Source organism: Emticicia sp. CRIBPO (assembly GCF_009905725.1).
Lineage (GTDB): Bacteria > Bacteroidota > Bacteroidia > Cytophagales > Spirosomataceae > Leadbetterella.
In genome coordinates, this window is record NZ_JAAAKV010000001.1 from 602726 (window position 1) to 628127 (window position 25402).

Annotated in this window: 22 protein-coding genes; 11 read left to right on the forward strand and 11 right to left on the reverse strand. The window is 44.8% G+C overall.

Features of this window, described 5'->3' with window-relative positions:
* Positions 1 to 22 precede the first annotated feature (22 nt).
* From GVN16_RS02685 to GVN16_RS02730, 10 genes are all read right to left on the reverse strand, one after another.
* On the reverse strand, positions 23 to 604 hold the full coding sequence (locus GVN16_RS02685; protein ID WP_166562283.1) for an LUD domain-containing protein: 582 nt from the start codon (positions 602 to 604) through the stop codon (positions 23 to 25).
* Positions 604 to 1965, reverse strand: coding sequence for a lactate utilization protein B (locus GVN16_RS02690; protein WP_166562284.1), 1362 nt, complete (start codon positions 1963 to 1965; stop codon positions 604 to 606). The genes GVN16_RS02685 and GVN16_RS02690 overlap by 1 nt, the downstream gene beginning before the upstream one ends.
* A 1-nt stretch (position 1966) precedes the next feature.
* Complete coding sequence (locus GVN16_RS02695; RefSeq protein WP_166562285.1) at positions 1967 to 2680, reverse strand: (Fe-S)-binding protein; 714 nt, start codon at positions 2678 to 2680, stop codon at positions 1967 to 1969.
* Between the two features lie 143 nt (positions 2681 to 2823).
* Positions 2824 to 4101: a sugar isomerase gene (locus GVN16_RS02700; RefSeq protein WP_166562286.1), complete on the reverse strand. Its 1278-nt coding sequence runs from the start codon at positions 4099 to 4101 to the stop codon at positions 2824 to 2826.
* 190 nt (positions 4102 to 4291) lie between these two features.
* Positions 4292 to 6430, reverse strand: coding sequence for a bifunctional aldolase/short-chain dehydrogenase (locus tag GVN16_RS02705; protein ID WP_166562287.1), 2139 nt, complete (start codon positions 6428 to 6430; stop codon positions 4292 to 4294).
* 344 nt (positions 6431 to 6774) lie between these two features.
* Complete coding sequence (locus GVN16_RS02710; protein ID WP_166562288.1) at positions 6775 to 7197, reverse strand: PIN domain-containing protein; 423 nt, start codon at positions 7195 to 7197, stop codon at positions 6775 to 6777.
* Positions 7197 to 7445 (reverse strand): DUF6364 family protein, encoded by a 249-nt coding sequence (locus GVN16_RS02715; RefSeq protein ID WP_166562289.1) that lies wholly within the window; start codon positions 7443 to 7445, stop codon positions 7197 to 7199. The genes GVN16_RS02710 and GVN16_RS02715 overlap by 1 nt, the downstream gene beginning before the upstream one ends.
* Before the next feature lie 137 nt (positions 7446 to 7582).
* Complete coding sequence (locus GVN16_RS02720) at positions 7583 to 8422, reverse strand: SDR family NAD(P)-dependent oxidoreductase (RefSeq protein WP_166562290.1); 840 nt, start codon at positions 8420 to 8422, stop codon at positions 7583 to 7585.
* Positions 8423 to 8506: 84 nt separating this feature from the next.
* Positions 8507 to 9406 (reverse strand): AraC family transcriptional regulator, encoded by a 900-nt coding sequence (locus tag GVN16_RS02725; RefSeq protein ID WP_166562291.1) that lies wholly within the window; start codon positions 9404 to 9406, stop codon positions 8507 to 8509.
* A 67-nt stretch (positions 9407 to 9473) separates the two neighbouring features.
* Positions 9474 to 10070, reverse strand: coding sequence for an acyl-homoserine-lactone synthase (locus tag GVN16_RS02730; RefSeq protein WP_166562292.1), 597 nt, complete (start codon positions 10068 to 10070; stop codon positions 9474 to 9476).
* A 457-nt stretch (positions 10071 to 10527) separates the two neighbouring features.
* Here GVN16_RS02730 and GVN16_RS02735 point away from each other — a divergent pair, with 457 nt between their 5' ends.
* From GVN16_RS02735 to GVN16_RS02780, 10 genes are all read left to right on the forward strand, one after another.
* A complete protein-coding gene (locus tag GVN16_RS02735) occupies positions 10528 to 11901 on the forward strand; it encodes a cytochrome ubiquinol oxidase subunit I (protein WP_166562293.1) in 1374 nt (457 codons plus the stop codon).
* Between the two features lie 4 nt (positions 11902 to 11905).
* Complete coding sequence (cydB, locus tag GVN16_RS02740; protein WP_166562294.1) at positions 11906 to 12940, forward strand: cytochrome d ubiquinol oxidase subunit II; 1035 nt, start codon at positions 11906 to 11908, stop codon at positions 12938 to 12940.
* Between the two features lie 118 nt (positions 12941 to 13058).
* Positions 13059 to 13253: a DUF6132 family protein gene (locus GVN16_RS02745; RefSeq protein ID WP_166562295.1), complete on the forward strand. Its 195-nt coding sequence runs from the start codon at positions 13059 to 13061 to the stop codon at positions 13251 to 13253.
* Positions 13254 to 13256: 3 nt separating this feature from the next.
* The gene (locus tag GVN16_RS02750) at positions 13257 to 13946 is read left to right on the forward strand and encodes a thioredoxin domain-containing protein (RefSeq protein WP_166562296.1); all 690 of its coding nucleotides are present in this window, start codon (positions 13257 to 13259) and stop codon (positions 13944 to 13946) included.
* A gap of 217 nt (positions 13947 to 14163) precedes the next feature.
* Positions 14164 to 15039: an ABC transporter ATP-binding protein gene (locus GVN16_RS02755; protein ID WP_166562297.1), complete on the forward strand. Its 876-nt coding sequence runs from the start codon at positions 14164 to 14166 to the stop codon at positions 15037 to 15039.
* 21 nt (positions 15040 to 15060) lie between these two features.
* Entirely contained in the window at positions 15061 to 18690 is a 3630-nt protein-coding gene (locus tag GVN16_RS02760; protein WP_166562298.1) for a M1 family aminopeptidase, read from the forward strand.
* Positions 18691 to 18913: 223 nt separating this feature from the next.
* On the forward strand, positions 18914 to 19306 hold the full coding sequence (locus GVN16_RS02765; protein WP_166562299.1) for a hypothetical protein: 393 nt from the start codon (positions 18914 to 18916) through the stop codon (positions 19304 to 19306).
* A gap of 31 nt (positions 19307 to 19337) precedes the next feature.
* Positions 19338 to 19727 carry a hypothetical protein gene (locus GVN16_RS02770; RefSeq protein ID WP_166562300.1) on the forward strand — a complete coding sequence of 130 codons (390 nt, stop codon included), beginning with the start codon at positions 19338 to 19340 and terminating at the stop codon, positions 19725 to 19727.
* Between the two features lie 23 nt (positions 19728 to 19750).
* The gene (locus GVN16_RS02775; RefSeq protein WP_166562301.1) at positions 19751 to 20134 is read left to right on the forward strand and encodes a hypothetical protein; all 384 of its coding nucleotides are present in this window, start codon (positions 19751 to 19753) and stop codon (positions 20132 to 20134) included.
* A 97-nt stretch (positions 20135 to 20231) separates the two neighbouring features.
* Positions 20232 to 22331 (forward strand): alpha-amylase family protein, encoded by a 2100-nt coding sequence (locus GVN16_RS02780; protein ID WP_166562302.1) that lies wholly within the window; start codon positions 20232 to 20234, stop codon positions 22329 to 22331.
* A 543-nt stretch (positions 22332 to 22874) separates the two neighbouring features.
* On the opposite strand, the gene GVN16_RS02785 is transcribed toward GVN16_RS02780, so the two are convergent.
* A complete protein-coding gene (locus GVN16_RS02785; protein ID WP_166562303.1) occupies positions 22875 to 24191 on the reverse strand; it encodes a DEAD/DEAH box helicase in 1317 nt (438 codons plus the stop codon).
* 176 nt (positions 24192 to 24367) lie between these two features.
* Here GVN16_RS02785 and GVN16_RS02790 point away from each other — a divergent pair, with 176 nt between their 5' ends.
* Positions 24368 to 25345 (forward strand): alpha/beta fold hydrolase, encoded by a 978-nt coding sequence (locus tag GVN16_RS02790; protein WP_166562304.1) that lies wholly within the window; start codon positions 24368 to 24370, stop codon positions 25343 to 25345.
* Positions 25346 to 25402 lie beyond the last annotated feature (57 nt).

A 25402-nucleotide genomic window follows, 5' to 3' on the forward strand; every position in this document is an offset into this window, starting at 1 on the left:
GCCCATGCCTCGAGGCACAAGCCTACAAAACAAACACCACCAGACTCCTGGAGCCATGGGCTCCCAGCACCAGTGATTGCTCAATGTCAGCGGTTTTAGACGGCCCTGCCAGGAAAGTACTGAAGTTATTTTCTTCGTTTCCGATCCTCTCATAGGCCAGGTGCAGGTCTGCCACAATATTTTCTTTTTGGATGACAATAGCCAGGTTCTGACAAATGAACGGGGCAACCCGCTGTCCCATTTCTTTTTCTGTAAGCCAGACGGCCCCGTTTTCAGCTACCCCGAAAACACCCCGGATGATCGTGAGCTCAACATCACTGAGGCTATGGGGATCTGCTTCCAGCCAGCCGGTTTCGGCGATATCTGCTAACTCAGGTAAAGTCGTGATCAACCTTAATGAGGTATTATATTCACTCATGATAAATGTCTTGATTTCATCAAAAGAACCAACTTCAACCACAGTTCCGCCGATAGAAGTCAATACTTCCCTGTATTTCTGAAACACCAAATCAACCTGCAGGTTTAAACCCGTAAGACCCGGCAGGGCTCTCTGCTCCGGTTGACTGGCCTTTATTTTTGACAATATACTTTCTCTTGAACTCATTATTTTTTCCGGTTCTTTTTATACCAGTCTCTGAAGCTTTCCGACGGAGGCTCAGGCATTTCCCTGTTTTTAAACCATGGGTTCATTCCGTTATTTACCAGGAAAGGCAAAGCCTTCATGATTTTGCGTCCTACACTCCCACCCAACTGATACGCTGCAGGGTGTGAAAAGGTAAAATTCATGGCCTTCATACCCAGTTTCTTGACGGTCGGGGCATGGCCGCTCTGAACCAGCACCTGTCTCCATTTATATAGCTGATCATGAATATCAATCTTCACAGGGCACACATTGGAGCATGAACCGCACAAAGTGGATGCAAACGGCAGATCGGCAAATTTGGTCATGTCCAGATTAGGAGCCAGAATAGAGCCTATAGGCCCCGCTACGGCATTATGGTAACTGTGTCCGCCACTCCGGCGATACACCGGGCAGGTGTTCATACAGGCGGCACAACGGATGCATTTCAAAGAATTCCTGAAGTCTTTTCTCCCCAGCTGCGTAGAGCGACCATTATCCACAATCACGATGTGCATCTGTTGCCCTTCACGTGGTTTTCTGAAATGGGAAGAATAGGTAGTAATCGGCTGTCCCGTAGCAGACCTGGCTAACAACCGGAGAAAAACGCCCAGGTGCTCGCGTTTCGGGATAATCTTTTCAAAACCCATACAGGCAATATGTACATCCGCGAGGTGGGCTCCCATGTCGGCATTGCCCTCGTTGGTACAAACCACAAACTCTCCGGTCTCCGCTACGGCGAAATTAACGCCGGTCAAGGCCAGTTTTCTTTCCAGGAATTTCTCCCTGAGGTGATGACGGGCTACTTCGGTTAAATATTGGGGGTCATTATTACCCTTTTCAGTGTTCAGGTGCTCATGAAATGTATCGCTGACATCTTCCTTTTTAAGGTGGATGGCCGGCATAACAATATGGCTCGGAGGCTCCTGGCGTAGCTGCACAATCCGCTCGCCAAGATCCGTATCTATGACATCAATACCATTATGAGACAAAAACTCGTTCATGTGACATTCTTCCGTCAGCATAGACTTGCTCTTACTCAATGAATTGATGTTATTTTCCCTTAGTATCGATAAAACAATCTGATTATGCTCTTCCGCATCGGCAGCCCAGTGTACTTTCACCCCGTTTCTGATGGCCTGCTCTTCGAATGAGACCAGGTAGTCATGAAGATTGGAAAGGACATTATTTTTGATCTGCGAGGCCGTTTCCCGGAGCGATTCCCACTCAGGAATCTGGAAGGCCACTTTATCTCTTTTCTGACGCACCCACCACAATGTTTCATCATGCCAGGTGGTCCGTTCAACATCTTTATTGAATATATCGGCAGCTTCTGAATGTTGCATTTCAGTTCGAGAAGTTTAGGATTTCGGCAATATGCATTACTTTCAGCGGCAGTTTTTCTCTCCTGATGATCCCTTCCAGGTGCATCAGGCAGGAGGTATCTCCACCGGTAAGCACCTCAGTACCATTTTTAACATGGTCTCTGACGCGGTCAATCCCCATCCTGACAGACACTGCTTCTTCTGTCACACAGAAAGTACCGCCGAAACCGCAGCATTCATCTTTCCGGTCAAGCGTGACCAGGTCAAGGCCATCGACCATCCTGAGGAGTTTTTCGGGCTTCGAAAAACCGGGAGCATTGAGTTCACTCATCTGTGAAAGCTTCAGACCGCGTTGTCCGTGACAGCTTTGGTGCAATCCGACTTTATGAGGAAACCTGGCATCCAGTTTGTCAATTTTGAGTACATCATTGATAAACTCCGTCAGTTCGTAAATCCCGCCTTTGGGATGAATACCGACATGCTCTTTGACATGCAGCGTACAGCTTCCCGAGGGGCTGACGATGTAATCGAATTCCGAAAAATTATCAATAAATAACTGGCTGCATGATCCTGCCAGGTGCTCAAATCCGGAATTGGCCATAGGCTGGCCGCAACAGGTCTGGTTGAGGGGGAATCCTACTTCGCAACCCAATTTTTCGAGTAGTTCCAAAGTAGCAACGCCTACCTGTGGATAAAACTGGTCTATGTAACAGGGGATAAAAAGTCCGACTTTCATCTATATTTTGGCCGTGCCTTCTGGTTGAATAATGTTGTTATTCTGAACACCACATATCGCTATGCGATGTTCAGAAGTCCAAATATAATAGTCACTGGTGGGTTTTTCAGATAAAAATTACAATTATCGAAAAATAGGGGAAATTACAGGCCCGTCGCAATGGCCTTCGCTCCTCTTTGTTGAATCAGCTGCTTTCTGATTTCCTTTTCCCTGAATAATCCCAGCGGGCTTAATGCTCCACCGGTTCTGAGTCTTGCTTCAGCCACCAGGGCCCGGGTATCCGTTCTGAAAGCCGTCTGAAGTATTTCCTGGGCCAGAACCACATCGTTATTCAGCTGGGCTTCATTCAGTTTCTTTTTGTCTACCAGCAAAGCCTGGGCATAAGTAATCATGATCGCCTCGACGGCCTGAAGAAGGTCTTCAAGAGGGTCTTTGACATTGTGCGAAGCATCAATCATCCACCCGAAACCTTTCTTACCGAAAGGCGGGTTATTGTCCTGCTGGCCACTGATCAACTCATTGAATATCAGGAACAACTGATAAGGACGAATACTTCCGACAGTTAAGTCGTCATCGCCGTATTTAGAGTCATTGAAGTGGAATCCACCCAGTTTGCCCTCCATCATCAGCAAGGCTACGATCTGCTCGATGTTGGCATTAGGTAGGTGATGACCGAGATCGACCAAAGTATAAGCTTTATCGCCCAGTTTGGAAGCATAAAGCAGTGATTGACCCCAGTCGCCCACGGTCATGGAATAAAAATTGGGTTCAAAAGCTTTATATTCTACAAACACCTTCCAGTCATCAGGCAAGGCCGCGTAAATCTCCTGCAGACCTTCCAGGGTGTTTTCAAAAGCCCTTCTGAAATTCAACTGACCCGGAAAACATGATCCGTCAGACAACCACACAGTCAAGGCATCAGAGCCCAGCTCGATACCGTGTTTGATCACTTCAATGTTATGCTCAATGGCCTGCTTTCTCACCCCCCTGTCGACGTGTTGCAACGACCCGAATTTATAGCTGAATTCCTGGTTGGGCTGGTCCTGGAACGTATTGGAATTGACTGCATCAAACTTCAGTCCGTACTGCCCTGCGAGTGCCTTGATAGCACCCGGATTTTGCGGGATGTCCCATGGAATGTGCAGGGAAATCGCCCCGGAAGACTGGTTAAGGGCGTGTAGTAATCCCACATCCGCTATTTTCTCTTCCAGGCTTCTCGGCTCCCCGCCACCGGCAAAACGTCCGAAACGTGTTCCTCCCGTACCCAGGGCCCATGAAGGGATGGCTATCTGAAAATCGATCAGTTTATTAATTACTTCTTCTGACTGCTCAATCGTCGAAAGGGCATAAGCCAGTTTCAGCTGGTGCTGAGAACTGTTTTTCCCGTTAAATCCTTCTATATCGTTTTTTGAAATACTCATTTTTGGTTGAATTGTTTTTTAGCCGATAGCTGTTAGCTTCGGGCTATTAGCTTTTTAATTTATTTCTGTTTTTCACTTTCAAAGAACCGTTGATATCTGTTACGCAAGGAATAGCTTCGAATTTATCCGAAAATATGAAAGCAATGACATCGGGAGGCTAATAGCTAACCGCTAAAAAGCCAACAGCCATTTATCTCACAAACGCCATCGCTACCCCGCCGTCCACGTTCAGTACGTTTCCGGTCGACTTGTTGAGCAATCCGCCCACAAAAGCAAAACAGGCGTTGGCGATATCGTCCGGGAGGATGATTTCATTCAGCAAGGTCCTTTTGGCATAATAAGCCGGAAGCTCAGCCACGGTGATTCCGTAAGCCTTGGCACGACCTTCGGCCCAGCCGCCTGCCCAGATGTTTGAATCGGAGATTACAGCATCCGGATTAACGGTATTGACCCTTATTTTATCGGCACCCAATTCAGCAGCGTTCAGACGTGTCAGGTGAAGCTGTGCTGCCTTTGCTGAGCCATATCCGGCGTTGTTAGGGCCTGCTACCAGGGCATTCTTAGAGACAATATTAACCACATCGCCTCCGAAGCCTTGTTTTCTCATGATCGCCACAGCAGCCTGCGTTACGATAAACTGGCCTTTTACGAGGATATCATAAAGTCTGTCCCACTCTTCCAGGCTGTGCTCTTCAATAGACCTTGAAATGCTGATACCGGCATTGTTAATAACAATATCCACACCACCGAAAGCTAAGGCAGAAGCTTCAAAAGCCGCTTTGACGCTTTCAATATCGGTTACATTCAGGACCGTAGTAGCCACAGCATCTTTACCGAACAGTGACACAAACTCAGCTCTCGCCCCTTCCAGCCTTTCGGCGTTAATGTCATTCAACACAACACAAGCCCCTTCATGGACAAATTTCTTCGCGATAGCCTTTCCTATTCCACCGGCACTCCCCGTGATCAAAGCCACCCTGCCCGACAAAGGTTTCGGTTTCGGCATCCTTTGCAGTTTTGCTTCTTCCAGCAACCAGTACTCAATATCAAAAGCTTCCTGACGTGGCAACGAAGTGTATTCAGAAACCGCCTCGGCCCCTTTCATCACATTGATGGCATTGGTATAATATTCAGATGCTACCCTCGCGGTTTGTTTATCTTTAGAAAACGTAAACATACCCACACCCGGATACAGGATCACCACAGGGTTGGGGTCACGCATCGCCGGACTGTTGTCATGCTTGCAGGTTTCGTAATAATCGGTATATAATTGCCTGTATGACTCAAATGCAGGTGAAAGTCTCTCTTTAATGCCTTTGGTGTCGGTCAGGTCTTCTGAAGCCGCCAGGTCAAGCACGAGCGGAGATATTTTGGTTCTCAGGAAGTGGTCAGGACAAGAGGTTCCCAAAGGAGCCAGTTTATCCAGGTCATTTGAATTGATGAATTCCAGTACCCTGTCATCGTCCGAGAAATGGCCCACCATGGTTCTGTAAGACGAACAGAACCCGCGAAGGATCGGGGCCAGTTTAGCGGCCTGGCTCAATCTGTCCGCCTCTTCAAGGCTGCTGATTTTCTGACCTCCGAAAACAGGTCCTTTTTTGCCATAGTTACTTTCAAGGTATTCAGCACATTTTTCTATCACCTCTAAAGTGTTGATATAACTTTCATAAGCGGTGTCACCCCAGGTAAACAAACCATGTGAACCCAGCATGATGCCTTTCAGTTGAATGCCTTTTGCGGCCGCTTTTTCAAGACATTCACGCAACTGAAGCCCCAGGTCGAAACCCGGCCTTTGCCAACCCACCCATCCGATGGTCCCGCCGAAAAGTTCCTCAGTGATTTTCTCACCGTCTTTGGCCGCTGCAATCGCAATCGCCGCATCCGGGTGCAGGTGATCTATGTGTTTGAAAGGTAAAAATCCATGTAGAGGCGTATCAATGGAAGGTGCTTTTGAAGCCAGGTCAAAGATACAGTGATTGAACAACTCCACCATCTCATCTTCAAAATCAATGCCTCTGTAGACATTTTCAAGACTGCGAAGCCTTTCCACATACAAAGCTGCACAACCCGATTTTTTCAGTGTCCCGATGTCACCACCTGAACCTTTGATCCACATTACCTCGGCGTCCTGCCCTGTAAGCGGGTCTTTGTCGGTTATTTTCACAGAGGTGTTGCCACCGCCGTAATTGGTCAGTCTTAAGTCCGCACCCAGGAGATTGGAACGGTAAATAAACAGGGCCACTTCATCACCGGCCAGTTCTGCCGCCCTGGCGTCGTCCCACAAATAACTAACATGTTTAAAACTATCCACCCCAAATGTCTTTGTCATTATCGTCTAAATATTTATATAAGAGTAATTTATGCAAAGCAAATAAAGATAGTAATTTAAACTATCCTATGGTATCCTGTTTTTTGAAAAATAATTTTTGGGGCGGTTGGCTGTCAGCCTTCAGCCATTAGCTTTTCCGGTTCATAACAATAGTCATCTGTTGGTAATGATGTAAAAAATAACAGGCCGGATGAAAGTTTCATCCGGCCTGTTATTTTACTTATTTTCTGATCCTGAAGCTAACTGCAAACCGTCAACAAACGAAAGGCTTCATTAAAATGCCGTCGACAAAGTCACTTTCATGTCACGTAAATCCAAATATCTATTAAAACGAAACATTCTCATTATCTATTTAACCTCAATTCACAATAGCTTTCCGGGGTATAAACACTTAGTAAACTATTTTTATAGTCTTTTATATTTCTCGTCAATATCAAATCAATTTCTCCACTCATTTCAGCTGAATAATTTTGCAATGCATCTTCAAAATCTTTAAATGCTGAAGCCAATGCCATTTTTATTACTCCTTTATCTATGGTAAGAATTTCCACTATCGAGATCAGACCTGACAATTTTTCAATTACCTTTTCATGCTTTGCTCCTTGCCTTAGCAGATAATAAACATTACTCAAAATAACAGGAGTAATAAATCCTTTGATTTCTTTTCTTTCACATAGAGAAAAAATTTCTGCAGCATGTTCCGAAAAAGGCTGCCTGTCAAAAAAGAAATCAAGAATAACATCAGTATCAATCAGAACTCTTACCATTATATATATTTTTCAGATAACCTTTTACCAAGTTCTTTTTTATAATCAAAGTCATTAGGGGCTTTAAATGATCCTTTTAAGGCTTTAACTGTAGGACTTAATTCTATTTCACTTTTACTTTCATCGCTGGTTATTAACTTAAGATAATTCTCAATGATATCCGACAAACTACGTTCTTGTGCCAAAGCGTATTTTTTTGCTTTTTCAATAACCGTATGCTCTATAGTCAAAGTTAATTTTGTATTCATGGTTTGTATCATTTATTTTACTTTCAGGAATAACGACAATACGTGTAAAATAATTTCATTTTACACGTATTGTTTTTTTTTCGAGTTAAATATTTTACGACAAAGCAAACTTATTCATCAAAATCCTAAATGTTCCTTCAAAACGCTGTCGACAAAGTCACTTCTTTCCACTTTTCGAGATCTCCGTTTACTTCCTGTATTTTCTTCTGAGCTACGCTGTAAGCATCTTCTCCTAAAAATAAATGTAGGGCAGGATTTTCTTCCAGGCTCATTTTTATCATCGCATCTGCAGCCTTTTCAGGATCACCCGGCTGGTTGCCGTCCATCTCGTCCTGGTGAAAAGCCTCCGATTGCCTCGCTGCTTCATAGGCTTCAATGGAGCGGGCAGGTGTCTTAACCGAGTCTGAACTCAGGAAACTGGTACGGAAATAACCCGGATACACCAGCGTGACCTTGACTCCGAAGCCTGCAGCTTCTGCAGCCAGTCCTTCGGTCAAACCCGAAACGGCAAATTTAGTGGAACAGTAGATTCCCCAGCCCGCAAAATTGGCGGTATATCCACCGATGGAAGAGATATTGAAGAAATGCCCTCTCTGCCTGGCCCTGAAATGCGGCATCACCTGGCGGATCACATGCAGGAGACCGAAAACGTTGACATCGTAATTAGCCCTGGCTTCTTCATCAGAGAGTTCTTCCAGCGTCCCCATCTGGCCGTACCCGGCATTGTTGACTACGACATCCAGTCCGCCGAAATGGCTGATGGTCTTCTCAACAGCTTCTTTCACACTGGGTTCACTGACTATATTGACTTCCAGCGGAAGAAAATCTGCCGACGACTCCCCTATTTGTTCTTCCAGGCTGCTCAGTGTTCTCGAAGTAGCGGCTACACGGTAGCCTTCAGACAAAAGCTTTTTAACCAGGCTCAGTCCCAGGCCTTTGGAAGCACCTGTCACGAACCATACTTTGTTTGCATTCATAATGATATTGTTTAAATGATGCAGCAAAATTACTTTGTACAGCATCGCCCCGGCTAGCGGGATTCAAACAATAACTTGCAAAATTCAAACAGCCCGGTATTGCGAAGGTGTCAATTGAATATTTTTCTTGAAAAAGTTATTAAAATGAGCAGGTTCTTCAAAACCAAGACTGTAAGCTATCTCAGAAATGTTCCAGTCAGTGTGCTTTAAAAGCACTTTGGCTTCCTGCGTAAGACGCTCCGATATGATCTCAGAAGTGGTTTTTTGTGTGGTTTCTTTCAGGGCCCTGTTGAGGTGATTGACATGAACAGCCAGCTGGCCTGCGAAGTCTGAAGCAGAGCGGTAGGTGAACCGCTGGCGGGCGTCTTCAATAGGAAACTGCCTTTCGAGCAATTCGAGGAATAAAGAAGAAATGCGTTTGGAAGCATTGGAATGATGATTCACCGAGAGGTTGGCCGGTTGCATCTTCATCGCTTTGTGTATAAGATCAAAGACCAGGTTCCTTAAAACATCATATTTATAGGCATAATCTGACTCGATTTCCTCAGTCATCGAGCGGTAAATCGCACTGATGGTCTCCACCTGGTCATCGCTGATCGCAAATACCGGTGTGCCCTGAGGCTGAAAAACGGGATAGTCTTTCAACTGACCGAACTGATGAAAAAAAGCTTCAGTAAAAACACAGAAAAAGCCCGTCTGCTGTTCGTCAAGCTGTTCCCAGTTGTATGGAATCTGGGGATTGGCAAAAAACAAGGCCTGTTTTTCAATGTCAACGACCTTATCCGCATAATGCACCCTGTTTTTACCGATGATCAGGCTAATCTTAAAATAATCCTTGCGGCTATATGGAATAGGTTTGGCCCGGCAACCCATAAAATCGTCCAGCTTAAAAACATTAAAATGACCGATCTCCTTTTTCAGGTTCTCAGGCATCCAGTTCAGCTTGGATTGATAAAACGCTTCGATGCTTTCTACTTTGCTCATATTGCAAAGTTACAAGATTCAAACATAATGTAGAGAGATATTAAAATATAAATAGTCTTGAAATTATTTATACTTCATTGATCTTTCTTATGATCTTATCTCTTTCAATCTCATTAACTGTAAAAAAGAGGGCTTGTGAAATATCATCAGGTGTTTTTATCGGTTCTCCAAGTACACTAAAGTCCCAACCAGAAGATTTTCTAAGTTGCTCAACTAGTCCAAGGGTGGTTAATGAAATGAAATTTGTAACGTTATTTTTTAATCCAAATTCTATTACCTCCAGCAACATTAGCGGAAGCACTTTATGGTTTGTCTCTTCTATAAATTTATCTGAGGCACAAAATCTAGTAATTTCCCAGATTTTATTTGAATTTGGTATATCGATTAAATCTATTGCTTCGGCATATCTTTCCGCCAACATATACGGTGTGTCTGTTGAAATAAGTCTGCAGCAAGCGTTCACTTGCCTATTCTCATTCAGATTGATAACATAAGTAGTATTTGTTTTATCATATTTATCATATTCTTTTTTACCTATTTTTTTTAATCCAGTCTTCCATTTCCTTTTTCCAATAAACACATCGTATCTTAATTTATGCATTGAATTCAACACATCTTTATTAAAGTTTTCACGTCTATCGATGATAAAAGGAGATAAGTTCACTTTTTGGTTAGTTAAAGGATATGCAAATTTTACACACAACAATAAATATACGAAACACTTTACATAAATACCAACAAATCCAAAACATTATAGGAGAATAAAAACCCGACATTGCATGCAACATCTCTACAAAGGCCCGATCGAAGCTGAGATCAATCACGAATTCGCTCAATCTCTAAATCAGAACCCACAAATAAAAAAATCACTTTCTCCATCCATATATCACATTCCTGACCTAACTTGCAGCATCAGAATCCCACCGCTGAGCAGCCTGATTTCAGCCTTCAATTCCGGTTCATTTCTTTCTGCTCGAACCTTACATCGACCCTCATAAAAAAGAATGGTTTCGAAGGAAACCCTCAGGCAAAACCGCCACAAAGACGTGTATCCAAGGTTTGTCAGGATGGTGATTTGTCAACAGGCTTTCCCGATTTTTTTAAATTAAAACTAAGAAATCATGAATGTTGAAGTATTGTCCCGTATTCAGTTTGCTTTTACTATCGCCTTTCATTACATCTATCCTCCTTTAAGCATCGGTCTCGGTCTAGTGATGGTCCTCATGGAAGGCATGTACCTCAAAACCGGTCAGAAAGTTTATGAGGATATGACCAAATTTTACACTAAAATATTTGCCCTGATCTTCGGCATCGGCGTGGCCACCGGCATTGTGATGGAATTTGAATTCGGCACCAACTGGGCCGTTTACTCTAAATATGTCGGGGACATTTTCGGGAGTGCACTGGCAGCTGAAGGTATTTTTGCCTTTGCCCTTGAGTCCGGATTCCTGGGTATCCTGTTATTCGGATGGAACAAAGTGAGCCCCAGGGTGCATTTCTTTTCTACTGTGATGGTTACACTGGGTTCCATGTTTTCAGCCATCTGGATCGTGGTAGCCAACTCCTGGCAGCAAACACCGGCAGGCTATCACATCGTCGGGGAAGGCACCAATGCCCGTGCAGAGATCACCGATTTCTGGGCGATGGTGTTTAACCCTTCTTCTGTGGAGCGTATTCTTCATGTCTGGACAGGGGCTTTCATTGCCGGGGCATTCCTGGTGGTGAGCATCAGTGCTTATTACCTGATCAGGAAAAAACACGTTGATTTTGCTCAGAAATCTTTCAGAATCGCCTTTTATGTGGTAGCGATTTCCTCTGTGGTTCAGTTGTTTATCGGACATCGTTCGGCCGAGGTGGTGGCCGAATACCAGCCCGCCAAACTGGCCGCTATGGAAGGACATTTCGACAGCCTGGCGGTGGCCGACATGTACCTGTTCGGGTATGTCGACAAAAAGAATGAGAAAACACATGGCCTGAGCATTCCCAAAGGCCTGACCATGATGATGCACCAGGACCTGACTACTCCGGTCAGGGGACTCAAAAGTTTTAAGCCGGAAGACCGTCCCACTTCGCCCAACATCGTTTTCCAGACCTATCACATCATGATCAGCATCGGGATGTTCCTCATCGCATTGTCCATTTTCGGGACGTACATGCTATGGAAGAAAAAGCTGTTTGACCAGCCCTGGCTTCTACAGGTTTTTGCCTGGAGTGTCCTGCTGCCGCAAATTGCCAACCAGGTGGGCTGGTATGCTGCAGAAACAGGTCGCCAGCCATGGGTGGTTTACGGCCTGCTGAGAACCTCAGATGCCTTGTCAAAGGCGGTGACCGCCGAGCAGGTCATGTTTTCGCTGATCATGTTTACCGTCATTTACACCTTGCTGTTTGCTTTGTTTATCTACCTACTGAATAAAAAAATAAAGCACGGGCCTTATTATGAGGATCATTCAGAACACAGTCCGAAATTAAAAACCATTGCAGACAACATCCAATAAAACTATGGCTACTTTTTTAGGTTTAGATTACGCCACCTGGTGGTTTCTGGTCATCGGTGCAGTATTTACAGGATACGCTATTCTTGACGGCTTCGACCTCGGAGCCGGGGCCCTTCATTTGTTTTTCAAAAAAGAAGAAAGCCGCAGGATCGCCATCAACGCCATCGGCCCGGTATGGGACGGCAACGAAGTCTGGCTGGTCATCGGCGGGGGAGCCTTGTTTGCAGGATTTCCGGCGGTTTATGCTACAGTCTTCTCGGCTTTTTATGTGCCGTTTATGCTCTTTCTGTTTGTTCTCATTTTAAGGGCCATTTCCATAGAATTCAGAAGCAAAGAACCCATGTTCTGGTGGCGGGGCATGTGGGATATCTCCTATTCCCTGTCCAGCTCTATGATCGCTTTCCTGCTGGGTGTGGTGTTGGGAAACCTGCTGCTGGGCATCCCGATCGACAAAGAAGGGAATTTCACAGGTTCCCTGGTCTATTTCCTTAACCCTTATTCGGTTCTGGTGGGAATAACCACCCTGTCCCTTTTTATGATGCACGGAGCCATTTACCTGGTCATGAAAACAGAAAACCGCCTGTACGCCAAGCTGACGATTCTGGTGCGGAATACGACCATATTTTTTATCATTTGTATGCTTTTGCTGAGTTTTTATACTATTTTGTATGTCCCTCACCTGGCGTCCAACATCCGGGCCAATCCCTGGATGTTCATCATGCCGATCCTGATGGTGCTGAGCATTGCGAACATTACCCGGGAAATCACCCGAAGGAATTACCTTTACGCCTTCCTTTCTTCAGGATTTACCGTGAGTTTGCTGTTGCTGCTCGTAGCCGTTGAGTTATATCCCAACATGGTGGTCTCAACACTCGACCCGGCTTTTAACCTGACCGTCCATAATGCTTCAGCTTCTGAAAAGTCACTGAAAATAGTCCTGATCTTTGCAGCTGTCGGCGTTCCGCTGGTTTTAACTTATACCACTTTTGTCTTCTGGACGTTTAAAGGGAAAGTGAAACTGGAGGAGCATAGTTACTGAAGTGACTGAAATACGGGGAAAGCCCGCCCGGCCTGGCGGCTACGTCGGACGAGGACTTGCTGCGAAGTAATTATGAAAGCCGCATGGTCCTTTCTGCTTATTTTTTAATTTTGTCATTATGAATAAAAGAAATATCATTCTGATCTGTATCGGGGTCGTTGCCGGAGCGGTGGGCGGTTACCTGTATTACCATTTTGTAGGTTGCAATTCCGGCACCTGCATGATCACTTCCAAACCTGTCAACAGTACGCTTTACGGAGCCATGATGGGCGGCCTGGTATTGAGTATGTTTTCAAAAGAATCCAAACGATAAAGCATGAGAAACCAACTGTTAAGTATTATTTTCCTGTCCGCCATTACATTCTGCAGCCAGGCACAGGAACTCGAACCGGAAGATTTTGCGGGTAAAATCAAGGCTTTGCCTGAAGTGCTGCTCCTGGATGTCAGAACTCCACAGGAATTCGAAAAGCAACATTTAAGCAAAGCCGTCAACATCAACTGGAAAGAAGCGGGCTTTGAAAACAAGGTGGCGGGTTATGACAAAACCAAGCCGCTGATGGTTTATTGCCTCAGTGGTATCAGGAGTAAGCAGGCCGCCGAAAAATTGCGGGCCATGGGTTTTACGGAAGTTTATGAACTGAAAGGCGGCATTGTCAAATGGAATGCGGCGGGTTTATCAGGCCCCTCTGCCGGATGGACGGGCATCAGTCAACAGGAATATACCAGCCTGACCACTTCCTCACAGCTGGTCCTGGTCGATTTCTTCGCGGAATGGTGCGGACCATGCAAAAAGATGGAACCTTACCTGAATCAGTTCAAAACCGACCTGGCCGGAAAAGTTTCTATTGTACAGATAGACGCCGATAAGAATAAAAGCATCGTTGCCGACCAGAAAGTAGATGCCCTGCCTGTTTTCAAATTGTACAAAAACAATGAAGTGGTGTGGCAATACTCCGGATACATCAGCAAAAAAGACATGCTTAAACAACTGAAAAAGTGGATGTAATGCTACGGCTCCGTCTATAACTTTTCAATCGATCATTTGACAATCATACAGCAATATATTCCTCCTTTTACCTCCGGAGGAATATATTGTATTCCTCTTATCCCACAATTCCTGTCGTTTATCACTTTTATTCAGGGAATTCCTCCCATTTGGTATTCTGATTGTAAGGTAAAATCCTTAATTTGTAATCTATATCATTTACCAAACTATCTGAACCATGAAATTGTCTGTATCAGGACTTAACAAAACTTATTCAAATGGTGTCCATGCCCTCAAGGACGTCAACCTGACCATTAACCAGGGGATGTTCGGGCTGCTTGGCCCGAACGGTGCCGGAAAATCATCGCTGATGCGTACCATCGCCACCCTGCAGGAACCCGATTCCGGGGAAATTTTCCTGGGAGACATCAATGTACTGACCCAGAAAGATGAGGTCAGACAAACCCTGGGTTACCTGCCCCAGGAATTCGGCGTGTATCCTAAAGTGGATGCCGTCACCCTGCTTAACCACCTGGCCGTGCTCAAAGGCATTACTAATAAAGGCGAGAGAAAAGAAGTGGTGGAAGCCCTTCTGCACAAAACCAACCTGTGGGACGCCCGTAAGAAAAACCTTGGCGGGTATTCAGGCGGCATGAAACAGCGTTTCGGTATTGCACAGGCTTTGCTGGCCAATCCCAAACTGATCATCGTGGATGAGCCGACCGCAGGACTTGACCCTGCGGAACGTAACCGTTTCCTTAATCTTTTGTCGGAGCTCGGCGAAAACACCATCGTCATTTTGTCTACCCACATTGTTGAGGACGTCAAAGAGTTGTGCTCAGATATGGCGATCATCAACAGAGGGCAGGTACTTTACAAAGGCAATCCTTTTGACGCCATTAATGAACTGGAAGGAAAAGTCTGGAGCAAGAGAATCGCCAAAGCAGAACTGGCTGACTATAAGAATAATTTCAAGGTGATCTCCGAAAAACTGATTGGCGGAACGCCGCTGATCCATATCCTTTCTGAAGAAGGAAACCCTGACGGAACTTTTGAAGGAGTTGCCGGCGACCTGGAAGACGTTTATTTCTCCAGAATCATTACCGCAGCCTGAACCCTTTAAAAACCGACGATTATGTTAAGAGAAATTTTACGATTTGAATTCGATTACCGGAAAAAGCGACCGGCTACCTATATTTACTTTGGGATTTTATTTCTATTTTGCTTTGGAGCGGCAACTTCAAAATATATTTCGATAGGGGGTGTGGCGGGTGGCCAGATCAAGGAAAACTCTCCTTTCAACCTGGCTTTCATGACCGTGATCATGACCTTCGTCTTTACCTTCATTTGTTCAGCCATCATGGGTGTGGCAGTACTCAGAGACTTTGATCACAAAACAGAGTCTATGATGTTTACTACTTCGATGTCCAAATTCGATTATCTATTTGGCCGTTTCCTGGGTTCTTTCCTTGTAATGGTACTGATTTATTCTTCTATATGGCTTGGCTTTATGACTGGCTATTCCATCGGAAAATTCCTGCCATGGGACCCTTCGTGGAAAGAAAAAGAAATGCTCGCCTTTAATGCCTGGTCTTATTTACAACCTTATTTTGTATTCGGTGTAACGAACCTGTTCATCCAGGGAGCTATCTTCTTTGCTTCCGGTGCATTAAGCCGAAAAACTATTGTCATTTACACACAAGGTATCATTTTACTTGTTTTATATCAGGTAACTTCAGACATACTTTCTGACATTGAAAACAAGACATTCGCCGCTTTGATTGATCCATTTGCCTTAAGAGCGTTCGAGATACACACCGAATACTGGACTCCAGCTCAGAAAAACACACAGATTGTACCACTTACCGGCCTCTTGCTTTACAACAGGCTTATATGGTGTGGTTTTGCTGTCTTTATTTTGGCTGCTACTTATTTTGCTTTCAACTTTAACGTTGTCCAGAAGAGTTTCTTCAAATCAAAAAAAACAAAAAAGTCAGAAAATAACCTGATAAAACCAGAAACTGTTAAGATTCCTCTGGTTCACCAACACAGCGGATTTACAACCTCAATTCAACAACTTATCCAGCAGACAAAGTTTTACTTAAAACTGATCTCCCGAGAAATACCTTATCTTGCCATTGTGTTTGTGGGTATTTTTAATCTTGTAGTTAGCGGATTCTACTTCGACCAAATGTATGGTACAAGTTCTTACCCTGTTACGGCCAATGTAATTGAGCTATTGAGTGAATTTGATCTATTTTTCCTGATCATTATTGTGTTTTACTCAGGTGAACTTGTCTGGAAAGAAAGAAGTGTCAACTTCAACCTGATCGTTGATGCTACGCCTGTGGCCGACTGGGTCAACCTGACGGCCAAGTTCCTGGGTTTATTGCTGAGTAACATCATCCTGATCTTTATCCTGATTTTCTGCGGGGTTTGTATTCAGGCGGCTTTGGGCTACTTTAATTTTGAATTGCCGCTTTATTTCAAATCGCTTTTTTCGAGTACACTCGCCTTCATCCTTTTGTATTCTTTGCTCAGTTTCTTTGTGCAGGTGGTTTCCAACAGCAAATTTGTCGGTTTTGCCCTCATGTTTGTGTTCTTTATCACGACCTTCTTTTTAGGTGCTGCGGGTATACAACACCCGATGCTGATCTTCGGCAGCGGCAGGCTGGGAAGTTATTCGGACATGAACGACTTCGGGCACTTCCTGACGTCATTCTCCTGGACCAAGCTTTACTGGACGGGGCTTTCGGTGCTGCTTTTTGCACTGGCCATCGTATTCGGGGTAAGAGGCTCTGAAGCCATTCTGAAAAGCAGGATCAAAGTGGGTAAGCTGAGATTAACCAGGCCTATGCTTGCTTTTGTGCTGACTTCGTTGCTGGTCTTCATCATGTCGGGCTGTTATATTTTCTATAACACCAACAAGCTCAATGAATATACCAGCCAGGAAGACCGTGAAAAACTGCAGGTAGAATATGAAAAAACCTTTAAAAAATACGAAAAGACAGATCAGCCCAGAATCATCGAAGCCAATCTTAAAGTGGAAATCTATCCTGAAAAGAGGGACTTCACGGCGGAAGGTTTTTACTGGATGAAGAATAAAACCAAAAAGGTGATCTCGGAAGTGCATATCCAGAACGACGTTTTACATAAAATGAAACTGGAATACCTGACTTTCTCCACAGGTGCCAAAGTGAAGCAGAAATGGGACAAATTTGACTACACCATTTACCAGCTTAACAAGCCTTTGCAACCGGGTGATTCGGTCAAACTATCATTCAAAACCGTCTTTGAGACCAAAGGTTTTGTGGCTTCAGGCTCCAATACCAACGTGGTTTACAACGGTACATTCTTTAACAACGGCTATTTCCCGAGCCTGGGTTATAGCTCTGATTTTGAAATCGGGGACGATGACGAAAGAAGGAAATACAAACTGCCTGAAAAAGAAAGGATGCTGGAACAGAATGATCCGCGTGGTCTGGCGATGAACCTGTTTGGTGACGACGCTGATTATATCCGTTTTGAGATGCAGATCGGCACCTCAAAAGACCAGATCGCCATTGCCCCGGGTTATCTTCAGAAAAGCTGGGAAGCGGGTGACAGGAAGTATTTCCATTACAAAATGGATGTACCGATGGTCAATTTCTACTCGATCGTCTCTGCCAGGTATGAAGTAAAACGTGACAAATGGAAGGATGTGGACCTTGAAATCTATTACCACAAAGGCCACCCTTACAACCTCGAAACGATGATGACTTCGATGAAAAGGTCCTTTGATTATTTCTCAAAAAACTTCAGCCCTTATCAGTACAGACAGATGAGGATCATGGAATTTCCGAAGTATTCAGACTTTGCTCAATCTTTTGCCAATACTGTTCCGTTCTCTGAGGGCATAGGTTTTATCCAGAAAATCAAAGACCCTGAAGAAGACCTGGACATGCCGTTTTATGTAACCGCCCACGAGCTCGGACACCAGTGGTGGGGTCACCAGGTGCCGGAAGCGGGTGTGAAAGGCAATGCGATGTTATCAGAAACCCAGGCCCAGTATTCTGCCCTGATGGTCATGAAAAACAACCAGTCGCCTGAACTGATGCAGAAGTTCCTGAAATATGAACTGGACAGATACCTGAGAGGACGCTCGGCTGAACGTAAGAAAGAACAACCGCTGGTGGAAGTTGAGGCACAGGGCTATATCCATTATCAGAAAGGTGCTTTGGTGATGTATGCCCTGCAGGATTACATCGGAGAAGACAAGGTAAACCTGGCCTTGCGTAACTTCCTGGCAGAATGGCAATATCCGGGGCCGGACCATCCGAAAGGCAGGTACCCGACCAGTCGTGACCTGCTAGGTTTCTTCAAAGCCCAGACACCTGACAGCCTGCAGTATGTCATTGAAGATATGTTTGAGACCATCACTTTGTATGAAAACAAAGCCGAAAAAGTAAGTTACAAAAAACTGAAAGACGGCAAATATGAAGTGACGCTGAGCGTCAACAGCGAGAAATTCAGGGCCGATAAAGAAGGCAATGAAAAAAGCATTGCCTCAAACGACTGGATAGACCTTGGGGTGTATACCCTCGACAAAAAAGGAGAACAAAAGCTGATCTATCTGAAGAAATATAAAGTCAAAAAAGGTAAGAGTGAGTTTAAGATCATTGTTAAAGAGCTGCCTTCAAAAGCAGGCATTGACCCGATCAACAAGCTGATAGACAGACACTCTGACGACAATACCAAAACCGCTGAAGCGGCAGAGGTATCCTGATTTCATTTGGCCCCGCCTGAAGGCGGGGCCAAATGTCAATAATTGTTGCTCGAGGAGATTCCGGGCCTGAAGGCCCGTTTTTAAGTCTGCAGATACGCACGGCTGTGCGTATCTGCAGATTCAAAAAATACATTTTTATACCCGCCAATTTCAATTATTCCCTCTGCACTTCCAACCATCCGGCTTTAAAAAGAATCAATAAGTCAACAACAACCTTACAAACATGAAACATCTATTTGTACTTCTGGCTCTTCTTACTGCATTAAAAACCTGTGGCGATGAAGATCCTGCTGCACGCAACGCCAACGGAGAACTTTGTTTTGTCATCAAGGGGGATGAAATTACGGTCATTAACAGAACAGGTAAAACCGCTCACTACGACCTGATTGATGCAGAAATGCTGCCCAGAGTTAACAGAATTCCATTTGACTGCAGCAATTTTGAGATACTGGAATCCGGTAACTCCAGGACATATGACCTGAATAAACTACTGGAGGACGGAAGGAATCCACTGGTACTTACCTGGTGGGAATGCAAACGCGATAAAATCAGCAACATGGGTCACCATACCCTGGTCACCACGACGGATATCAACTATTGCACGAGCATAAAGTAACACCATTACCATTCACTTTAACACTACTTCTATGAAAAAGCTAAGTCTGCTTTTTGTCGTATTTTTATTGATGAACGGCTGCAAACAGGATGACCTCAAAGCCAGATCAGGAGAATTTTGTTTTGTCGTTGAAGTCGACCGCATCGAAGTAAAAAACGACACCAGGAAAACGGTCCATTATGACATCGTGGACACTGAACTGATGGATCTGATGAACCGGTCTGCTTATGATTGTAACAACTATTTTATCCTTGAACCAGGGAAATCCAAGAGCCATGGGTTAAGCAGTTTTATTAAAGAAGGCAAAAAAACACTGAGAGCCACCTGGTGGATCTGTGAGAATAATATCATCACAGACACCAACTTTGCTGATTTTCAAACCAATCAGCACTCTTTGTTATGTGCCAAAATCAAAAATTAATCTCAATTCTTAACTTATCATTGATGAAAAAACTACTGTTATTCCCCTTGCTCCTTATGCTTTTAAATGGTTGTAAAAAAGAAAACCTGACGGCCAGAGAGGGTGAATTGTGTTTTGCGATCAAAGGGGCAGACCTGGTTGTGACCAACCAAACTGCCAAAACCGTTCACTTTAACATCATAGATACTTCTATCTTAACCTACATAAGCAGAATGCCTATGGATTGTACCCATTTTAATATCCTGGAACCCGGAGGATCAAAGACCTTTAAAATGGATGAACTGCTGAAAAACGGCCGTAAACCATTAAGCTTGTCATGGTGGCAATGTGAGGACGATAAAATCACGGATTCAGGCAATAAAGAATTGCCGTCTTCCAAAGACACTATTTTCTGCACAAAATTGTAATAAATCTCTTTTTTTGTACCTCAAAAAGGACGGAGAAGTCTTAACACATGGCCAAATATGCTTATTTTTGAGCATTCAACCATTTAAACCAAGTCTGATGAAATTCCTCCGTCCTGTCTTGTTTTTACTCATTTCTACTGTTATCGGTTTTGCACAGGAAAAAGACCCCTGGTGGAAAAAAAACAACCTGAGGGTCATACAGACCAACCTCCCGGCATACGAAGCAGCCACCCTTCACCCCGACTCCCTGATCCGGGATCTTAAGAACTTTTCAGCCAATACCCTTCTGATCAACGCGGGTGGTATCATGGCATTCTATAAAACCGGCCTGGATTTTCATTACAAGAACCCTTTCGTGAAAAACAACATGCTGGAGGAAGTGGTCAGGAAATGCCATGAAAATAATATCAGGGTTATTGTACGCTTTGATTTCAGCCGGGTGCATGAAAGTATTTTTAAAGCCCACCCCGACTGGTGTTATATATCTCCGAAAGGCGAAAGGATCATCAATACGGACATGTATGTGGTATCCATTAACGCTCCTTATGTGCAGGAAAAAGCCTTTAAGATCATCGAAGAGGTCATCGACCGCTTTCCCGTCGACGGCATCTTCCTGAATATGCCCGGCTACCAGGTCAATAATCCGTATGAAGGCAAATATCATGGCATCGACCAGAATGAATCCGACAAAAAGAGATTTGCAGAATACAGCGGCGGCATGACCCTGCCCACCGTTGAAAATAAAGCAGATACTGTCTTTCAGAAATACCTGGAGTTCAAAAAAGCGACCGTAGAAGACTGGTCAGAACGGTTGCATAAACTGGTAAAATCTAAAAGTGACCAGATTGCAATCTGTACTTACATGGACAAGTTCGTGGACATCATCAGGCACGAATCCCAGTCCAACCCCACGGTACCTTACTGGCCTTATTCGGCGTCTGACAATGTCAACAGTGCCGGGAGTTCATTTCCTGACCACATCATCAGCAACGCCAGCATCCAGCAGATCTCTTTCCAGTCGAGATACAATGCCGTGGAACCGCAGGAAGTAGCCATCAGGTTATATGAAAACATTGCCCACGGATCAGGACTGGACATCAGCATGATGGGCGATATGCGGGGCTATGAAGATGAAAGGAATTATGGAGTCATCAGAAAAATATATGCCCATCACAAAAAGAACGAAGCCTATTTCGGTAAATACAAATCTGTCGCCAAAGTAGCCCTGATTGCACCGGGTTCGTGGCCATCCGGCGAACCCATGCAGGAATACCGGGGCATTCAGCTGATGCTGAAAGAAGCCCATATTCCGTTTGACATCATTGAAGACAACCAGATCAGGAACCTGGCCGAAAAAGTTAAAAGTTACAGGTTGATTCTCCTGCCCGAAATCACCTATCTGAATGCTGAAGGCATCAAAGTACTGAAAGAGGCGGTTCAGGGAGGTACGCATCTGATTGCTACCAACAGGACATTCTTTGATACTCCGGAAACACTGGAAGAGCTGTTCGGTGCCAAAATTATACAGCGGGATATGGATGGGGTTGGATTTTATCTGAAGCCGGAAAGCAGGACTATTTTCAGGAGATTCCCGGGACAAAAAATGTTGTTCTGGAAATTTAACCTCGGGCAATATGACCTTTCGGGTGCTGATTTCAAAGCCTTACCTATCCTGTCAAAAGGACGGCCGGGGCCGCCAGAAATCATCGGCGGCCATGAGCCTACAGGCTTCTGGGCGATGGGTGTGAAGAAACACGCGAACAGTTCGGCGGCGATTATACCGGCCAACCTCGGTAAATTATACTATCAGCACGGTTACCAGGAACATAAAAATATCCTGCTGGATGTGATTGATTATCTTTATCCGGATGCCGGCAAAATGGTAGAAACCAATGCCCATGAAAGGATCGAAGTGATTTTGCAGGAGTATACCCGGAATATCCCGGAAAATAAGAACAAAAAAGAATCTGACGGACTGATACTCCACCTGGTCAATCTAACTGGATTCAGCGGCATCACTTATTTTGAACCTTTACCGGTTTTCAATCTGAATTTTAAAATCAAAGCTGCTTTCAAACCCTTGAGAGTCATTTCTCTTGACACCAAAAAGCCGCTGGCCTTCACCTGGAAAGATGGCATCCTGGAATTCAAACTGGATAAACTGGGGTCGTTTGACGGAATTGTGATCGATAAGTAAAGACGGGGGGTGTAAACATGGCCTGGTGTGGTTGTGTTTACACTCTCCTGAAAAAGTAGTATCAGCCTCGCCTCTCGACTACGCTTGAGGTGACAATAGTGCAAAAAAGTCTACTCTGACACAGTTCTGTTTACACTCTCCTCTCTTACGTCGGCCCAACTGCGAGCTGCGTTACTCAAACTGCAAGATACGTAGCTCAAACTGTCAGTTACATCTCTCCAACGTAACTTTGCGTCGCTCCAACGTAACTTTACATCGCTCCAACGCAACTTTACATCGCTCCAACGTAACTTTACATCGCTCCAACGTAACTTTACGCCACTCCAACGTAACTTTACGCCACTCCAACGTAACTTTACGCCACTCCAACGTAACTTTACGCCACTCCAACGCAACTTTACATCGCTCCAACGTAACTTTACATCGCTCCAACGTAACTTTACGCCGCTCCAACGTAACTTTACATCGCTCCAACGTAACTTTACGCCGCTCCAACGTAACTTTACGTTAACTATTTAGGACAGGATTACAGGATTAAACGGGTTATCTCGCTACTTCAATTTTGAACTTCTTGCCTTTCATTTTTTCATTTTTGATACCGGCTAAAAGAGCAGCCACCTTAGCTTCTCTGACCGCCACGAATGAAATAAAATCCTGGACTTCGATCAGACCGATATCTTCTTTTTCCAGTTTTCCTTTCTGAGAAAAAAGGCCTACGATATCTCCTTTACTGACTTTGTCTTTCCGGCCGCCGCTGACATAAATCGTCTGGAATTCAGGGTGTTTGGGTACAGGCCTGTTTTTATTTACTTTGAATTCTTCCAGGTCTTCCGGTAAATAATGCGGCACTTTTTCTTCATGATGCAGAAGTACATAGGCTGTACCTGAGGCTTTCATCCTGGCGGTGCGGCCGTTGCGGTGAATAAACTCATGCTCATGAGCGGGCAAATGAAAGTGAATCACATATTTCATTTCAGGAATATCCAGTCCGCGGGCTGCCAGATCGGTAGTGATCAGGTACCTGACCGTCCCGTTTCTGAACTTGATCAGGGCACGTTCGCGGTCGTCCTGTTCCATACCCCCGTGATAAAACGAGCTGAAAATACCTTTTTCATTGAGCAACTGGCTCGTTCTTTCCACGGCATCCCGGTGGTTACAGAAAATCAGGGCATTTTCAGAATTGAGATTACAGATCAGGTGAAAAAGGGCATTGATCTTATCTTTTTCTTCCGAAACCACCAGCTGGGTCAGAAGGGCCGTTTCTGTTTCTTCTTTAGGAATGAAATCAAGCACTACAGGCTCTTTGATCCCGGCAAACTCAGGAATCTGTATACCCGAAGTCGCTGAAACCAGGACTCTTTTTCTCAATTTCCTGAGATTGCCGATGATGAACGACATCTGCTCATGAAAACCCATGGCAAGTGATTTATCGAATTCATCCAGGATCAGGATCTGAAGGCTGTTCAGGGAGAAAGTCCTCCTGGTCATGTGGTCGGCAATACGACCGGGGGTACCGATCAGGACCGCCGGGGGATTGCTCAGGTTATTGATTTCCGTGCTCATGTCATGGCCGCCGTAACAGGCGTTGACTTTAAATCCGGTCGACATCTTTTTCCATACCTGCTCTATCTGCAGGGCCAGCTCTCTTGACGGGGCCAGGATCAAACACTGAACGGCATTGATTTCGGGTTTTAACATGCCCGGCAAAGGTAAAAGAAAAGCCAGGGTTTTACCTGAACCGGTGGGGGAAAGCAGGAAAACATCATTTTCTTTTGTAATGTTTTTTAATGCCGATTTCTGCATGGCATTAAGACTTTCAATACCGAGATTGTCCAGAATTTGCTGTTCGTTGATTTTCATGCTGCAATTTAGTGAGAAAATACCGGATTAGGCGAAATTACCATGCATACGCCCTTACTCTTTATAGGATTTAAAACATAAATTCAGTAGTTTTGGACACTTCTATAAAGCATGAAAACCTTGCTGTGTAAAACCGGAAACCGCGTTCACGGCACTTTAAAAGTCTGATATAAAAAATGAAATGGTTCAAAAGGATCTCGATCGGAATTCTCCTGTTTATAGTATTGGTACTGCTTGCCGGATTTGTGTATGAGCAGATTTCCCGCAACATGGCCCTGAAAAAATATCCGCCTCACGGCAGCATGACCGATATCGGTGGTTATAAATTACATGCAGACATCAGGGGTAAAGGCGGACCGGTGGTCGTTTTCGAATCAGGCCTTGACGGCGGCGGCTCACTGGCCTGGTCAAAAGTGCAGGACAAGGTGGCCGAATTCACCACCGCCTTTTCTTACGACCGTGCAGGGATCCTTTACAGTGAAAGGGGCCCGCAACCGAAAACCGGGGAGGCCATGGCCGAAGAATTACATACCTTATTAAATAAGTCCGGACTAAAAGGACCGTATATCCTGGTGGGCCACTCCATGGCGGGCATTATCCTCAGAAGTTTCATTAAAAACTATCCCTGGGAAGTCGCCGGAATTGTATTTGTCGACACCTCCCATCCGGAGCAACTTACGCGTTTTCCGGAACTGGCCAAAGCCATGGAAGCCCTGCCTCCTGATGCGATGGTCAAACTGGCCTCCAACCTCGGCCTGGTGAGGCTGATGGTAAAAGAAAACTACCCGTCGACACTTCCGGCTGACCCCACCAACATCATCAATAACGCTTTGTTTCCTTCGTCGCTGAGTGCGGTACTGGAAGAAAAAAATGAATTTGCCCCCATGTCACTGATAGCCAGGGACATCAACAGTTTCGGTAATATCCCTTTAACCGTCATCACCGGCACCAGCCCTAACCGCATCAATGATTTCCCGGATCCTGAAATGGGCAAAAAGTTTATCCCTGCCTGGCTGGGACTTCAGAAAGAACAGGTGGCCCTTTCTACCAAAGGGACGCACGTACTGGCTCCTAAAAGTGGTCATTATGTACAGTTTGACCAACCGGACCTGGTGATCAATGCCATTCACAAAATGGTCGGAAAATCACATTAAATTAATTTCTGTATTTATTTTATGCCAATTTGTTTAATTTCACTCCAACAATCGGGC

Coding starts and splice junctions, on each gene's coding strand:
- GVN16_RS02685 (WP_166562283.1), bottom strand. CDS start 604: ATGAGTTCAAGAGAAAGTATATTGTCAAAAATAAAGGCCAGTCAACCG.
- GVN16_RS02690 (WP_166562284.1), bottom strand. CDS start 1,965: ATGCAACATTCAGAAGCTGCCGATATATTCAATAAAGATGTTGAACGG.
- GVN16_RS02695 (WP_166562285.1), bottom strand. CDS start 2,680: ATGAAAGTCGGACTTTTTATCCCCTGTTACATAGACCAGTTTTATCCA.
- GVN16_RS02700 (WP_166562286.1), bottom strand. CDS start 4,101: ATGAGTATTTCAAAAAACGATATAGAAGGATTTAACGGGAAAAACAGT.
- GVN16_RS02705 (WP_166562287.1), bottom strand. CDS start 6,430: ATGACAAAGACATTTGGGGTGGATAGTTTTAAACATGTTAGTTATTTG.
- GVN16_RS02710 (WP_166562288.1), bottom strand. CDS start 7,197: ATGGTAAGAGTTCTGATTGATACTGATGTTATTCTTGATTTCTTTTTT.
- GVN16_RS02715 (WP_166562289.1), bottom strand. CDS start 7,445: ATGAATACAAAATTAACTTTGACTATAGAGCATACGGTTATTGAAAAA.
- GVN16_RS02720 (WP_166562290.1), bottom strand. CDS start 8,422: ATGAATGCAAACAAAGTATGGTTCGTGACAGGTGCTTCCAAAGGCCTG.
- GVN16_RS02725 (WP_166562291.1), bottom strand. CDS start 9,406: ATGAGCAAAGTAGAAAGCATCGAAGCGTTTTATCAATCCAAGCTGAAC.
- GVN16_RS02735 (WP_166562293.1), top strand. CDS start 10,528: ATGAATGTTGAAGTATTGTCCCGTATTCAGTTTGCTTTTACTATCGCC.
- cydB (WP_166562294.1), top strand. CDS start 11,906: ATGGCTACTTTTTTAGGTTTAGATTACGCCACCTGGTGGTTTCTGGTC.
- GVN16_RS02745 (WP_166562295.1), top strand. CDS start 13,059: ATGAATAAAAGAAATATCATTCTGATCTGTATCGGGGTCGTTGCCGGA.
- GVN16_RS02750 (WP_166562296.1), top strand. CDS start 13,257: ATGAGAAACCAACTGTTAAGTATTATTTTCCTGTCCGCCATTACATTC.
- GVN16_RS02755 (WP_166562297.1), top strand. CDS start 14,164: ATGAAATTGTCTGTATCAGGACTTAACAAAACTTATTCAAATGGTGTC.
- GVN16_RS02760 (WP_166562298.1), top strand. CDS start 15,061: ATGTTAAGAGAAATTTTACGATTTGAATTCGATTACCGGAAAAAGCGA.
- GVN16_RS02765 (WP_166562299.1), top strand. CDS start 18,914: ATGAAACATCTATTTGTACTTCTGGCTCTTCTTACTGCATTAAAAACC.
- GVN16_RS02770 (WP_166562300.1), top strand. CDS start 19,338: ATGAAAAAGCTAAGTCTGCTTTTTGTCGTATTTTTATTGATGAACGGC.
- GVN16_RS02775 (WP_166562301.1), top strand. CDS start 19,751: ATGAAAAAACTACTGTTATTCCCCTTGCTCCTTATGCTTTTAAATGGT.
- GVN16_RS02780 (WP_166562302.1), top strand. CDS start 20,232: ATGAAATTCCTCCGTCCTGTCTTGTTTTTACTCATTTCTACTGTTATC.
- GVN16_RS02785 (WP_166562303.1), bottom strand. CDS start 24,191: ATGAAAATCAACGAACAGCAAATTCTGGACAATCTCGGTATTGAAAGT.
- GVN16_RS02790 (WP_166562304.1), top strand. CDS start 24,368: ATGAAATGGTTCAAAAGGATCTCGATCGGAATTCTCCTGTTTATAGTA.